This window comes from Pseudomonas sp. LBUM1646 (assembly GCF_059716165.1).
This window is the reverse complement of record NZ_CP166810.1, coordinates 56122-69784: the sequence shown is the minus strand read 5'-3', so window position 1 is coordinate 69784 and position 13663 is coordinate 56122. Positions and strand designations below refer to the sequence as shown.

Below are 13663 nucleotides of genomic sequence, written 5' to 3'. Positions count from 1 at the left end.
CGCCTCTTCGAGTGGTCATCGTGTCCCGACTTTTTTCTATCTTTGTCGCATTTGTCGCAAGTTTCCTGCTGATCGGTTCGGCCCAGGCCGAGGTCAAAGTGCTGACCAGCATCAAGCCGTTACAGCTGATTGCTGCGGCGGTACAGGACGGCGTGGCGATTCCGGAAGTGTTGCTGCCGCCGGGTGCCTCGCCGCATAACTACGCCTTGCGCCCATCCGACGTACGGAAGGTGCAGTCGGTGGATCTGCTGTACTGGATCGGGCCGGACATGGAAGGTTTCCTACCCCGCGTGCTGAAAGGTCGCACATTGCCGACCGTGGCCGTGCAGGACCTGCCTGACCTGAAACTGCGTCACTTCGCCGAAGATAGCCATTCTCACGCCGAAGATGCCGACGAACATGACCACGATCATCGTCCGGGCACCCTCGACGCGCATTTGTGGTTGTCGCCGGTGAACGCTCGAGTGATCGCCACGAAAATGGCCGCCGACCTGAGTGCTGCCGATCCTGATAACGCGGCGCGCTATCAGAGCAATCTCAAGGCATTCGATGAGCGCCTGGATGCGTTGGACCTGCGCTTGAAGGCTCGCCTGGCGGGCATTGCCGGTAAGCCGTACTTCGTGTTCCACGAAGCGTTCGACTACTTCGAAGACGCCTATGGCCTCAAGCACACGGGCGTGTTCAGCGTTGCCGCCGAAGTCCAGCCGGGCGCCCAGCATGTCGCGGCGATGCGCACGCGATTGCAGGAAGTCGGCAAAACCTGTGTGTTCAGCGAACCGCCGCTGCGCCCGCGTCTGGCGGAGACCCTGGTGGCCGGCCTGCCGGTGAAACTGGCGGAACTGGATGCGTTGGGCGGCTATACCCCGGCGACCGCTAAAGGGTATGAGCAGGTGCTGGAGAAGTTGGGGAATGATTTGGCAGGGTGTCTGGAGTCGTTGTAACCCCGTAAAAAAAGATCGCAGCCTTCGGCAACTCCTACCGAGATCGGTGTAGGAGCTGCCGAAGGCTGCGATTTTTTGACTTTAAAGGGCGAAAGGCAACGGTGTACTGACTTTCTGCCGCTGCACCAAGCGCTGCTGAAACTCCATCGGATCATGAATCAACACGTCCTGCCCGGCGAACGATTCAGCGGCAATCAACCGCGATAGCCAGAACCGCACGCACGCCACCCGCAGCATGGTCGGCCAAAGTTCAGCTTCAGCCGCCGTAAAGGGTCGCAGCCCCGCATAAGCCCCCAATAACGCCCGGGCTCGCGGCCCGTCGATCACGCCTTGCTCGTCCGAGCACCAGTCATTCAAGGCAATCGCCACGTCGTACAACATCGGCCCGGAGCAGGCGTTGTAGAAGTCGATCAACCCGGTCAGGTGCGTGCCTTCGAACATCGCGTTATCGCGGAACAGATCGGCGTGGATGTTGGCTCGTGGCAGCGCCAGGATTTTCGTCTTCTGCTGGGTGATTTCGTCCAGCGCCCGTTGCAGCAGATCGCTCTGCTTGGCATTCAGGTGCGAGAGCAACTGCGTGCCCTCCTCCAGCATCCAGTCCAGGCCACGATCGGTCTTGCGTTTGATCATGTTGGCCTGGGTCGCCAAATGCAGGTGACCAAGCAGTTCGCCCACTTGAGCGCAATGCTGGGCGTTGGCTTCCTTGATGTGCTTGCCGGCCAGGCGCGGCTGTAACAGCGCCGGTTTGCCGGCCAGTTCGCGCAGGGCCACGCCGTCGGTGGTGCGCAGCGCGTAGGGCACTGGCAGGTCGGCGTCGTGCAACACGTCAAGCAGCTCGATGAAGAACGGCATTTCCTGAACCGGACCGCGCTCAACCAGGGTCAGGACAAATTCGCCCTGCTCCAGGCTGATAAAGAAATTGGTGTTTTCGCTACCGGCGGCAATCCCCTGGAAATCGAGCAGGCGGCCGAGCCCGTATGGGGCGAGAAAGGTTTCCAGCTCGGGCCGAGCCAGGGGGGTGAACACAGACATGGTTAAAAACTGCTCAGTTCGGGCGCCGCTATAAAAGCGGCGCCGATTAAAGTTAAGAAACTACTTCCAGGTAAAGATTTCCCACGCGGGAATCAGCATATCCGGCTGGTCCGAACGGATGTAATTGGCATCGGTCCCGTCCGCACGCACCAGGAAATACGGCTTACCAACGCTCGGCGTGACCTTGATGGCGTAAGTAAACCCACCCTTCTTGTATTCCTGAATGACCTTGTCGCCTTCCTTGTGCGTACTGATAGTAACTTCCGGCTCTGCCGACGGCGCGTCATCCGCCGCCATGACGGCCAATGGAACGGTTGCAAACAACCCAGCCAGCAACAGGCGATTTAGTGTGCGCATGATAACCTTGTCCCTTTGTCGTCAACGGTCCCGCTATTCTAGCGCCGGACCCGCCGAAAAGGTTGATCCTGCTCATGAGCCAAGCCCCCCTCGTCCTGGTGGACGGTTCTTCTTACCTGTACCGGGCCTTTCACGCCCTGCCACCGCTGACCACCTCCAAAGGCCTGCCGACCGGCGCGGTCAAAGGTGTGTTGAACATGCTCAAGAGTCTGCGCAAGCAGTACCCGGAGAGCCCGTTCGCCGTGGTGTTCGACGCCAAGGGTGGGACGTTTCGCGACGAGATGTTTGCCGAGTACAAGGCCAATCGCCCGAGCATGCCCGACGACATGCGCGTGCAGATCGAGCCGCTGCACCAGAGCGTGATCGCCCTCGGCTTCCCATTGTTGTGCGTCGAAGGCGTCGAGGCCGATGACGTGATCGGCACTTTGGCCCGTAGCAGCGCGGCGGCCGACCGCCCGGTGGTGATCTCCACCGGCGACAAGGACATGGCGCAACTGGTCGACGGGCACATTACCTTGGTCAATACCATGACCGGTAGCAGCATGGACGTGGAGGGCGTGAAGGAGAAATTCGGCGTCGCTCCCGAGCAGATCATCGATTATCTGGCACTCATGGGCGATTCGTCCGACAACATCCCGGGCGTTCCGGGCATTGGTCCGAAGACCGCTTCCGGCCTGCTGGTGGGCGTAAACGGCGGCCTGACCGAGCTTTACGCGCAACTCGACATCGTTCCGACATTGCCGATTCGCGGCGCCAAGACCCTGCCGGCCAAGCTCGAAGAGCACAAGGAGATGGCATTCCTCTCCTATCGACTGGCGACCATCAAGATCGACGTGCCGCTGGACATCGGCCTCGACGACCTGCAAATGGGCCAGCCGGACCACGACAAACTCGCCGAGCTCTACACCCTGCTGGAATTCAAGAGCTGGTTTGAAGACAACCAGCGCGATGCCAAGCGTTCCGGCCAGGAAGTGGTCGCGCCTGTGGCTGAAGAAGCCGTCGTCGCAGCAGCCGAACTCAAATACACGACAATCCTCACCCAGGCCGATTTCGATCTCTGGTTGAAGAAGTTGAACGACGCCAAACTGATCGCCTTCGATACCGAAACCACCGGCATCGATGCGCAACGGGCGCAACTCGTAGGCTTGTCGTTCGCGGTACAAGCCAATGAAGCGGCCTACATCCCGTTGACCCACTCCTACATGGGCGTGCCGGAGCAACTGGATCGCGACACCGTACTGCGCGCACTGAAACCGATTCTGGAAGACCCGAACAAGCTCAAGGTCGGCCAGCACGCCAAGTTCGACATGAACATCCTGGCCAACTGCGCCATCGGTGGCGATCAGAGCTGCGGCATCAGCGTGCAAGGCATCGCCTTCGACACCATGCTCGAATCCTACGTACTGGATTCCACCGCGACCCGCCACGACATGGACAGCCTGGCACTCAAATACCTGAATCACACCACCACCGGTTTTACCGATATCGCCGGTAAGGGGGCCAAGCAGCTGACGTTTGACCAGATTGCCCTGGAACTGGCCGGGCCTTACGCCGCCGAAGATGCCGACGTGACCCTGCGCCTGCACCAAACCTTGCAGGCCAAGCTCAATGCGATTCCGAGCCTGAGCAAGGTCCTGAGCGACATCGAAATGCCGCTGGTGCCCGTGTTGGCACGGATCGAGCGCCAGGGTGCGCTGGTGGATGCCGCCCTGCTGGGTATCCAGAGCGTTGAACTGGGCACGAAAATGGTCGAGTTGGAGCGTGAGGCTTATGCCATTGCCGGCGAAGAATTCAACCTCGGCTCGCCAAAGCAATTGGGCGCGATCCTGTACGACAAACTCGGCCTGCCGATCCTCAGCAAAACCGCCAAGGGCCAGGCTTCCACCGCCGAAGCCGTGCTGGCGGAACTGGCCGACCAGGATTTCCCGCTGCCCAAGGTGCTGATGCAGTACCGCTCGATGAGCAAGCTGAAAAGCACCTACACCGATCGCCTGCCGGAGCAAATCAACCCGCGCACCGGTCGGATTCACACCTCTTATCATCAAGCCGTCGCGGCGACCGGGCGTTTGTCGTCCAGCGATCCAAACCTGCAAAACATACCGATCCGCACCGCCGAAGGTCGGCGGATTCGTCAGGCGTTCGTCGCGCCAACAGGCTACAAACTGCTGGCGGCGGACTACTCGCAGATCGAACTGCGGATCATGGCCCACCTGGCCAAGGACGAAGGCTTGCTGCACGCCTTCCGCAACGACCTGGACGTGCACAAGGCCACGGCGGCGGAAGTCTTCGGGGTTGAACTGACTGAGGTCACCACCGATCAACGCCGTAGCGCCAAGGCGATCAACTTCGGCTTGATCTATGGCATGAGCGCGTTTGGCCTGGCCAAGCAGATTGGCGTCGATCGCAAGCAGTCCCAGGCGTACATCGACCGTTATTTCGCCCGCTACCCCGGCGTTCTCCAATATATGGAGCGCACCCGCACCCAGGCTGCCGAGCAGGGTTTCGTTGAAACCATCTTTGGTCGACGCCTGTACCTGCCGGACATCAACGCGAAAAACCCGGCCCTGCGCAAAGGTGCCGAACGCACGGCGATCAACGCCCCAATGCAAGGCACCGCGGCAGACATCATCAAGAAAGCCATGGTGGCAGTGGATAACTGGCTGACGTCGTCAGGCCTGGACGCCAAAGTCATCCTCCAGGTGCACGATGAATTGGTGCTTGAGGTGCGTGAGGACCTGGTCGATCAGGTGCGTGAAGAAATTCGTGCGCATATGAGCGACGCAGTGAAGCTGGACGTACCGCTTCTGGTCGAGGTGGGCGTAGGCAATAACTGGGACGAGGCTCACTAAGCCGTCTGAACGGGGCTTTCTGCCGCGGCATAGTGCCGCGGCAGACTCGGGTCGAAGGGCGCTTAGTTCGAAAAATGCGTCGGGTTATTCCAAAGGCATTTGAAAAATTTCTGAACTAATCTAGTGAACCGCCACTCAGAGTTACTGAATGGCTGGTGAAGCCCTTCGATGCTCCTATGTTGTGTTAAGTGTTGGCAGATACTCTGGACCCCGCCCTAACGGTCCGGAACTTGAACCCCGGAACTTCCCCCTCCCCATAAGAAGTCCGGGGTTTTTTTTGCCTGCAGGAAAGTTTTACTCGGCGATCTCGGCGCCCTTGTCCGCCAATTCCATCCAGCCCGCCAATACAGTGTAGGCGTCTTCCAGACCCAAGCGTTTTGGCGCCGAGAACAACTGGATAGTGATCGTGTCACCCCAACCCTTGCGAATGTCTGCCTGAACTTTGAGCAGGACATTCTTCGCCGCGCCGTAGGTCAGCTTGTCCGCTTTGGTCAGCAAAATGTGCATCGGCATGCCGCTGGCGACCGCCCAATCGAGCATCAGCAAGTCGAAGTCGGTCATTGGATGACGGATGTCCATCATCAGGATCAGACCTTTCAAACTCTCGCGACCGCCCAGATAAGCTTCCAGGTGACGCTGCCAGTGCAGCTTCAACGGGATAGGTACTTTTGCGTAACCGTAGCCCGGAAGGTCGACCAGACGACGATCATCGTCTAGCTTGAAGAAGTTCAACAACTGCGTGCGACCCGGCGTTTTCGAGGTCCGCGCCAGGCTGGCGTGAGTCAGGGTGTTCAGCGCGCTGGATTTGCCGGCGTTGGAACGCCCGGCGAAGGCTACTTCAAAGCCTTCGTCGTCCGGACATTGGTCGACTTTGGCAGCGCTGAGCATGAAGGTGGACTGTTGGCACAGGCCGAGGATAGGGTTCTTGAGTTGCATGGGATTTCCGATGTGGGCGGCGCCGGGAATGGACGCGGCGAGCAGTGTCGTTTCCGTTTCAGTAGCGCCAGTATATAATGCCGCAGATTTTGTGTGCGCTTTGTCCCAGCGTAGGATGAAGTTCACGAGAGCGATAGACCTTGATTGCGCACTAGAACGCAGAACGCTCTCTACCCTGAAAAGGTCGTTTTATGACGAAATGGCTGCTAGCTGCCGGTGTCTTGATGCCGCTTTACAGCGCTCAGGCTACACAGGATCCGGAAGCTGTGTACAACCGTGTTTGTGGTGCCTGTCATTCCGGCCAACTACCCTTGGCGCCTCAGAAGGGCGATCAGGAAGCCTGGACGCCGAGGTTGGCGAAAGGTATGGAGACGCTGGTGCAACACGTGACCCAGGGTTTCAAGGCGATGCCGCCGCGTGGTTTGTGCATGGACTGCAGTGCCGAGGATTACCAAGCCATCATCCACTGGATGAGCGAGTAAACCCGGCCCATAACTCTTTAACCCTTAGCCGTAGTTGGATTAGCTGATGAACAAATTGATCGTGAGTCTGCTGTTGACCGTGGGGATCTCCGGCATTGCCCATGCTGCAGGTGATGCAACAGCTGGCCAGGCGAAAGCCGCAGTATGTGGCGCCTGTCATGGCCCGGATGGCAACAGCATGGCGCCTAACTTTCCGAAACTGGCAGGTCAGGGCGAGCGTTATCTGAACAAGCAGTTGCACGACATCAAGTCCGGCAAACGCACGGTACTGGAAATGACCGGCCTGCTGACCAACCTGAGCGATCAGGACCTGGCCGATATCGCCGCCTACTTCGCCAGCCAGAAAGGCAGCGTTGGCGCCGCCGACCCTAAAGTCGTGGCTCGCGGTGAAGCACTGTTCCGTGGTGGCGACCTGGCCAAGGGTCTGCCAGCCTGTACCGGCTGCCACTCGCCCAATGGCGCAGGCAACGCCGCCGCCGGCTTCCCGCACCTGGGTGGTCAACATGCTCAATATGTGGCCAAGCAACTGACCGACTTCCGCAAGGAAGAAGGCGGCCGCTCCAACGACGGCGACACCAAAACCATGCAGACCATCGCCAAAAGGCTGAGCGACGAAGATATCGCCGCGGTCTCCAGCTACATCCAGGGCCTGCACTAAGGCCTGCGGATCGAGCGTTACGCAGGATGGACATCTCCTGCAACGTTAACGCTCGATTAATCCGTCGATGCAAGCATAAAAAGGGTGGCTTTGGCCGCCCTTTTTTGTGGCCGCTGCCGTTACACTACAGAACTCAAGCCCGCCATGACCTGTCTGTAAACAGGTCGCGCGAGGCGACCTAATTTGTCCAGGAGTAAAGCATGCGTAATCTGATCATCAGCGCCGCACTCGTCGCTGCCAGCCTGTTCGGCATGACCGCGGCCCAGGCCGCCGAAGCACCTGCAGCCCCTTACGTCGAATTGACCAATGCTGTTCCGGTGGCTGTCCCTGGCAAGATCGAAGTGGTGGAGCTGTTCTGGTATGGCTGCCCGCACTGCTACGCTTTTGAACCGGTGATCAATCCCTGGGTTGAGAAACTGCCTTCCGACGTCAACTTCGTCCGTATCCCCGCCATGTTCGGCGGCCCTTGGGATGCTCACGGGCAAATGTTCCTGACCCTGGAGGCCATGGGTGTCGAGAGCAAGGTGCACAAGGCGGTGTTTGAAGCTATCCAGAAAGAACACAAGAAGCTGACTGATCCAGCAGACATGGCGGAATTCCTGGCCACTCAGGGCGTCGACAAAGACAAGTTCCTGGCCACCTTCAATTCCTTCGCCATCAAAGGCCAAATCGTCAAAGCCAAAGAGCTGGCGAAGAAGTATGAGATCTCCGGTGTTCCAACCATGATCGTCAACGGAAAATACCGCTTTGACGTGGGCTCTGCCGGCGGTGCCGAACAAGCCCTGAAACTGGCCGACAAACTGGTCGACCAAGAGCGAGCGGCTAACAAGGCTGCTGCCAACTAAGCGCGGCCACTGCCATGCGCCGCTGGGGTACTGAACGCGTCGTTGGCCTGCATGAACCGCGGGTCAACACGCATCACCTGGAATCGACGGGCCTGCCCGCAGACAGCCGTTTGCGTTTGCTCAGCTTCAACATCCAGGTCGGCATCAGTACCGAGCGCTATCGGCATTATCTGACCCGTGGCTGGCAACACCTGTTGCCGCACACCGGGCGTGCCGACAACCTGCAAAAGATCGGCAACCTGTTGGGCGACTTCGATCTGGTCGCCTTGCAGGAAGCCGATGGCGGCAGCCTGCGCTCAGGCTACGTCAATCAGGTCGAACACCTGGCCCAGCTCGGGGCCTTCCCTTACTGGTATCAACAACTCAATCGCAATCTCGGTCGCCTCGGCCAGCACAGCAATGGCGTGCTCAGCCGCCTGCGCCCATGGGCGATTGAAGATCACCCGCTACCGGGGCCCAAGGGCCGCGGGGCAATTCTGGTGCGCTTCGGCGAAGGTCCGGAGGCGTTGATCGTCGTGATGATGCACCTGGCGCTCGGCGCCCGTGTGCGCAGCCTGCAACTGGCCTACATCCGCGAATTGATCGGCGGCTACAAACACCAGGTGCTGATGGGTGACATGAACACCCACGCCAGCGACTTGCTGCAAAACTCCCCGTTGCGCGACCTCGGCCTGCTGGCGCCGCAACTGGAAGCGACGTTCCCCAGCTGGCGCCCGCAGCGCTGCCTGGACCACATTCTGCTCAGCCCGACCCTGACCCTGGAAAGAGTCGAAGTGCTGGCACAACCGATTTCCGATCACCTGCCGGTCGCGGTAGAGATTCGTTTGCCGGGTTCGCTCACGGCCGATGCATTCCCCGCGTTGAGTCCTGCCCCTCGCGGATCCCATGAATGAGCGACGAAGCACAGCGCTGGAAAGAGAAGTACCTCAAAAGCATCGAACAACAGGAAAAACTCGAGCGTCGCTGGGACGCCCGGCTCGACCTGCTGCGTCGCGGGCTGGTACGCAGCACGCTGGCGGCCGAGGGCACCGACCGCGCCGTTGACCTGTGCATGAAGGAAATGCGCGAAGTGGTGCGCACCGACGACATGGATGCGGGTCTCGCCGCGCTGCTGCCGCGACTGGAAAAAGCCGTGCTCGACTCCGAACAGCGCCGCGAAACCCGGGTCGATCAGGTCAGCGCGGCACTGAACGCGCTGGTTTCGCAGCTCCAGGCGTTGCCGCTACCCCGGGAAGTCAGCCGGCCACTCAAGACCTTCGCCAAGCAACTGGACGGGCGCGTCGGCCAGGCCCGCGAGATTCCACTGCTGCTCAGCGAACTGAGCGGCTTGCAAGGCAAGGCCCTGAACCAACTGGAAAACCCTGCCGAACCTGGCCGCCCAGGTTTGCTCCAGCGGCTATTTGGCAGTCGGGAAACGGAAGAAGCAGTGCCACAGGTCGCTGCTCCCGCGGTGCAGGCGCCGGTCCAGCAATCTCCCGCACCGGTTTCTGCGCCGCTTGCCGAGGCACCGCAGACCAAGGCCGAAATCGCACCAGTCGCCAATGTGCCGCAGCAAGTGCCGCCAACAGCGCAAGTCGCGCCAATTGCCACCGTCATTCCCGAACCGCCAGCGCCGCAGACGACACCGGTACCCGTGCCGGAAATCGTGGCATTTGTCCCACCGGTGCTCGAGCCGCAAGTAACGCGAGCCCAAGCGCCAGTGCCGCAGCCAGAGCCTGAACTGCCCCAAGAGCCAACGCCACCGATCATCGCGCCCGCCGTCCACGCTCAACCAGCCTTCAATCCGGACGAACTGACGCCGGCGGCCAATCCCGAAACACCTGTATTCCTCGACAGCCTGCCCTTACCTGCCGTGATGGCTCAGGCACTGGCCGCAATCGATCCTGAACACCCCGAGCAAGACATCCTCTACGCGCTGCCAGATTCACCGGAGCCGTCCTACAGCTCCGTGGCATCGCATATCGAAGAAACGCTGCTGGGTCTGCTAAATGACTTGACGCTCCCAGAGCGCCACCGCCCGCAGGCCGAAGCCATGCGGGAACGCCTGCAAAATGGCTTGAACTGGTATGAATTGCTGCCGATCCTCGATGATCTGGCGACTTTGATGCTGGCGATCACCGACAGCGGCCAGCACGAATTCGAAGCGTACTTGCAGCAACTCAATGAACGCCTCGAGTCATTCCAAAGCAACCTGCAAGCCGCCAGTGCCGGCCATGCCGATAACCGCTCCGCCGCGCGGGAGATGGACACGCAGATCCGCGAACAGGTCGACGGCTTGCAAACCAGCGTGCAGGACGCCGCGGACCTGGAAGACCTCAAACACGTACTGGAAAACCATCTCGAAGGCCTGCTGGGCACCATGGACCAGCATCAGAAGCAGCGCGACGAACGCGAGCAGGAAGTCGCTGCCCGCTTGCAAGGCCTGGCCGAACGGGTCGCGCACATGGAACAAGAAGCCCTGGGCTACCGCGAGCACCTTGAAGAACAACGGCAAAAAGCCCTGATTGACCCGCTGACCGGCCTGCCCAACCGCGCCGCCTGGAGCGAACGACTTGAACACGAAATCGGCGAATGGCAGCAGCACGGCAACACGTTGATGCTGGCTATGCTCGACCTCGACCATTTCAAACGCATCAACGATAACTATGGCCACCTGGCAGGCGACAAGGTGCTGAAAATCATCGCCAGCGTGCTGCGCAAACGCCTGCGCGGATCGGATTTCATTGCTCGCTTTGGTGGCGAAGAGTTCGTGCTATTAATGCCCGCGACGGTGCCGGCAGCCGGCGCAAAATTGCTGGAAATCCTGCGCGCGTCGATTGAAGCCTGCCCTTTTCACTTCAAGGGTGAACGGGTGACCGTCACGATTTCCATGGGGCTGACTGCGTTCAAACCCGGAGAACATAGCGACTTGGTGCTTAAAAGAGCCGATCAGGCGCTCTATCGGGCCAAAAATGCCGGGCGCAACCGGGTGGAACTGGGCTGATAGCTATTTGTGCCATTTTGTTTAAAGCGGCTCTTTCGCCTTCGTGGCACAAGGCATTACGTTACACTGTTGCATTACAGTCCTGCGTGTATTGCCTTCTGCCATGAAATATCTTGCTCTCGCTCTGTCGCTTCTGTTGCTGGCCGGTTGTGCCAGCGGTCCGCGCTTCGACACCAGCCACCCTTCCGCCAACTTCGACAGCCGCGTGCAGTTCGTGGTGGTGCATTACACCTCCGCCTCGCTGGAGCGTTCGCTGCAGCTGTTGACCCATGGCGAGGTCAGCAGCCACTACCTGATCGGTGACGATAACGGCGCGACCATCTACAAACTGGTGGATGAAAACCTGCGCGCCTGGCACGCCGGGGAAAGCGAATGGCAAGGCCGGACGTGGCTGAACTCAAGCTCCATCGGCATTGAAATCGTTAATCCGGGCTTCCGCGACATGCCGACCGGCGGCCGCTACTGGTACCCCTACAGCGAAGCCCAGGTCCAATCCTTGATTGTCCTGCTCAAGGACATCAGCCAACGCAATGGCATCAGCCCTCGGCACATCATCGGTCATAGCGACATCGCCCCGCTGCGCAAGCTGGATCCAGGTCCGCTGTTTCCCTGGAAGCGCCTGGCCGCCGAAGGCCTGGGCATCTGGCCGAACGAGCAGGCCGTCGCACGCCGGCAAGTGCAATACGAGGTAGAGCTGCCGAGCATCGGCTGGTTCCAGGAACAACTGGCGCGCCTGGGCTACGCAACGCCGCAAACCGGCGAACTGGATGTGGCAACACGCCATGTGTTGGCAGCCTTCCAAATGCATTACCGCCCTTCCCGTTTCGACGGCACCCCGGATGCGCAAACCGCAGCCATGCTGCTGGTGCTCAACCAGACAAAATAATGACGCCCGCCCGACGGTCAGCGCTTATTCTCAATCAGCAGCTATAACTCATTGGTAATTCTTCGGATATTCCAATATGCCTGCTGCTCGAGAGAGGTTGCGTAGTTGGTTCTATCGCCCATGGTTTTTGGCGATGCTGGCTGCTGCCTTGAGCGCAACCCTGCTGATGGCCGGCAGTCTGTTTATCGCGATGCATCAGGTCGAGCAAAACGAAAGCCAGGAAATGAACGCCCAAGGGGAGCGCTTCCTCGCCCGTCTTGAGCAAATGTTCGGGCAACTGCGCGAAAGCCTCGATGACCTGGAAGCCCAACCGCTGCGAAGTTGCAACGACGAAATGATCGCTACTTTGCAGCAGATCAGCTTCAGCTACCGCTTCGTCTACGAAGCCGCTTTTATGGACACCAACCGAATCTGCTCCAATCGCCCTCGTCAGGAAGGGCTGGCGATGATACGACCAGCGGACCTCAGAGGCCCCACCTACAGTTACTGGCTGAACACCACCACCGAACCCGATGAAAACCGCGCTGCACTGATGCTTAGTCGTGGCAACTTCAGGGTGGCGACTTCTCGCGGGCATCTGACCGACATGGTCGACCTCTCCCCCGGCAGCAGCCTGCTGGTGGTGCTCGACCACGGGAAGCGAGCGATCCCGGTGCTGGGCGTCGAGCAGGCCTGGCCACCCACGGAGCCCTGGCCGCCGAAAAGCCTCGATTCCCTGCAAGTGACTCAAACCCGCCTGATTTACCGCATGCCCACTAATAATCCGGAATATCAGTTGGTACTGATCACTCCGCGCACCGCCATGCATGTGCCGGCGGTCTGGTGGTGGCTGCTGCCGGCGAGTCTGGCCTTGGGGATTATCGTCGGCTTCCTGGTGTTTCTGCTGGTGCGCCAGCGTCAGTCGCTGGACGCCGAACTGCAAGGCGCGATACGCCGTGGCGAGTTGCAAGTGTTGTATCAACCGATCTTCGACCTCGTCAGTCGCAACTGCGTCGGTGCTGAAGCCCTGCTGCGATGGCGAAGGCCGGATGGCACGCTGACCAGTCCCGATCTATTTATCCCGATGGCGGAGAACACCGGTCAGATTCGCCAGATGACCGACTTCGTCTTGCAGCGTTTGCTTGAACAGTTAGGTCAACTACTACGGGCGAATCCGCAGCTGTACATCTCGGTCAATCTGGCGGCCTGCGATGTGATGGTGCCGCGTATCGGACAGGTGATGGCGCGTCTGCTGACCTTGCACCGGGTCGCGGCCAAACAGATTGCCTTCGAGGTGACGGAGCGCGGCTTGATCGACGTGGTGGTGGCTCGGGAAAACCTGCAAGCCTTGCGCGATGTAGGGCACCAAGTGCTGATCGATGACTTTGGCACCGGCTATTGCAGCCTGGCGTACCTGCAAACCCTGCCGGTGGATTGCCTGAAAATCGACAAGGCTTTCATCGATGCCCTGGGCCATGACGCCGCCAGCAGCGGCGTGGCCCCGCACATCATTCACATGGCCCAGGCCCTGCAACTCAAGGTGATCGCCGAAGGCATCGAGCATGAAGCCCAGGCGGCGTTCCTGAGCAGCGAAGGGGTGAAGTTCGGTCAGGGCTGGCTGTTCGCCCATGCGTTGAGCGCGGTGCAGTTCATCGAACTGATTACCCGTGGTCGCCGGCTAACGAGCCGGCGCCTGGATGACGAAGCGTAACAGC

General features: G+C 59.9%; 12 protein-coding genes. 9 read left to right on the top strand and 3 right to left on the bottom strand.

Annotated elements, in window-relative coordinates; genetic code table 11:
* Window positions 1-20: 20 nt before the first annotated feature.
* A complete protein-coding gene (znuA, locus tag ACA071_RS00305; protein ID WP_497642653.1) occupies window positions 21-941 on the top strand; it encodes a zinc ABC transporter substrate-binding protein ZnuA in 921 nt (306 codons plus the stop codon).
* 81 nt (window positions 942-1022) lie between these two features.
* On the opposite strand, the gene ACA071_RS00300 is transcribed toward znuA, so the two are convergent.
* Window positions 1023-1973 (bottom strand): homoserine kinase, encoded by a 951-nt coding sequence (locus ACA071_RS00300; RefSeq protein WP_497642652.1) that lies wholly within the window; start codon window positions 1971-1973, stop codon window positions 1023-1025.
* Between the two features lie 60 nt (window positions 1974-2033).
* The gene (locus tag ACA071_RS00295) at window positions 2034-2330 is read right to left on the bottom strand and encodes a DUF2782 domain-containing protein (protein ID WP_123513297.1); all 297 of its coding nucleotides are present in this window, start codon (window positions 2328-2330) and stop codon (window positions 2034-2036) included.
* Between the two features lie 74 nt (window positions 2331-2404).
* On the opposite strand from ACA071_RS00295, the gene polA reads away from it, so the two are divergent.
* Complete coding sequence (gene polA, locus ACA071_RS00290) at window positions 2405-5179, top strand: DNA polymerase I (RefSeq protein ID WP_497642651.1); 2775 nt, start codon at window positions 2405-2407, stop codon at window positions 5177-5179.
* 294 nt (window positions 5180-5473) lie between these two features.
* Here polA and yihA read toward each other — a convergent pair whose 3' ends face one another.
* Window positions 5474-6115: a ribosome biogenesis GTP-binding protein YihA/YsxC gene (gene yihA / locus ACA071_RS00285; protein ID WP_092275538.1), complete on the bottom strand. Its 642-nt coding sequence runs from the start codon at window positions 6113-6115 to the stop codon at window positions 5474-5476.
* A 191-nt stretch (window positions 6116-6306) separates the two neighbouring features.
* Between yihA and ACA071_RS00280 the strand changes: the two genes are divergently transcribed.
* The 7 genes from ACA071_RS00280 (at window position 6307) to ACA071_RS00250 (ending at window position 13659) form a co-directional block, all read left to right on the top strand.
* Window positions 6307-6597 (top strand): c-type cytochrome, encoded by a 291-nt coding sequence (locus ACA071_RS00280; protein WP_149659290.1) that lies wholly within the window; start codon window positions 6307-6309, stop codon window positions 6595-6597.
* A 46-nt stretch (window positions 6598-6643) separates the two neighbouring features.
* On the top strand, window positions 6644-7255 hold the full coding sequence (locus ACA071_RS00275; RefSeq protein WP_427629664.1) for a c-type cytochrome: 612 nt from the start codon (window positions 6644-6646) through the stop codon (window positions 7253-7255).
* A gap of 200 nt (window positions 7256-7455) precedes the next feature.
* Window positions 7456-8100, top strand: a complete 645-nt coding sequence (locus ACA071_RS00270) for a thiol:disulfide interchange protein DsbA/DsbL (protein WP_497642650.1) — start codon at window positions 7456-7458, stop codon at window positions 8098-8100.
* 14 nt (window positions 8101-8114) lie between these two features.
* Window positions 8115-8993, top strand: a complete 879-nt coding sequence (locus ACA071_RS00265) for an endonuclease/exonuclease/phosphatase family protein (RefSeq protein WP_497642649.1) — start codon at window positions 8115-8117, stop codon at window positions 8991-8993.
* Window positions 8990-11083, top strand: a complete 2094-nt coding sequence (locus tag ACA071_RS00260) for a GGDEF domain-containing protein (protein ID WP_497642648.1) — start codon at window positions 8990-8992, stop codon at window positions 11081-11083. The genes ACA071_RS00265 and ACA071_RS00260 overlap by 4 nt, the downstream gene beginning before the upstream one ends.
* 103 nt (window positions 11084-11186) lie before the next feature.
* Window positions 11187-11969 (top strand): N-acetylmuramoyl-L-alanine amidase, encoded by a 783-nt coding sequence (locus ACA071_RS00255; protein ID WP_497642647.1) that lies wholly within the window; start codon window positions 11187-11189, stop codon window positions 11967-11969.
* Between the two features lie 76 nt (window positions 11970-12045).
* Window positions 12046-13659, top strand: a complete 1614-nt coding sequence (locus ACA071_RS00250) for an EAL domain-containing protein (protein ID WP_497642646.1) — start codon at window positions 12046-12048, stop codon at window positions 13657-13659.
* The last annotated feature ends 4 nt before the right edge of the window (window positions 13660-13663 follow it).

Coding starts and splice junctions, on each gene's coding strand:
- ACA071_RS00300 (WP_497642652.1), bottom strand. CDS start 1,973: ATGTCTGTGTTCACCCCCCTGGCTCGGCCCGAGCTGGAAACCTTTCTC.
- ACA071_RS00295 (WP_123513297.1), bottom strand. CDS start 2,330: ATGCGCACACTAAATCGCCTGTTGCTGGCTGGGTTGTTTGCAACCGTT.
- polA (WP_497642651.1), top strand. CDS start 2,405: ATGAGCCAAGCCCCCCTCGTCCTGGTGGACGGTTCTTCTTACCTGTAC.
- yihA (WP_092275538.1), bottom strand. CDS start 6,115: ATGCAACTCAAGAACCCTATCCTCGGCCTGTGCCAACAGTCCACCTTC.
- ACA071_RS00280 (WP_149659290.1), top strand. CDS start 6,307: ATGACGAAATGGCTGCTAGCTGCCGGTGTCTTGATGCCGCTTTACAGC.
- ACA071_RS00275 (WP_427629664.1), top strand. CDS start 6,644: ATGAACAAATTGATCGTGAGTCTGCTGTTGACCGTGGGGATCTCCGGC.
- ACA071_RS00270 (WP_497642650.1), top strand. CDS start 7,456: ATGCGTAATCTGATCATCAGCGCCGCACTCGTCGCTGCCAGCCTGTTC.
- ACA071_RS00265 (WP_497642649.1), top strand. CDS start 8,115: ATGCGCCGCTGGGGTACTGAACGCGTCGTTGGCCTGCATGAACCGCGG.
- ACA071_RS00260 (WP_497642648.1), top strand. CDS start 8,990: ATGAGCGACGAAGCACAGCGCTGGAAAGAGAAGTACCTCAAAAGCATC.
- ACA071_RS00255 (WP_497642647.1), top strand. CDS start 11,187: ATGAAATATCTTGCTCTCGCTCTGTCGCTTCTGTTGCTGGCCGGTTGT.
- ACA071_RS00250 (WP_497642646.1), top strand. CDS start 12,046: ATGCCTGCTGCTCGAGAGAGGTTGCGTAGTTGGTTCTATCGCCCATGG.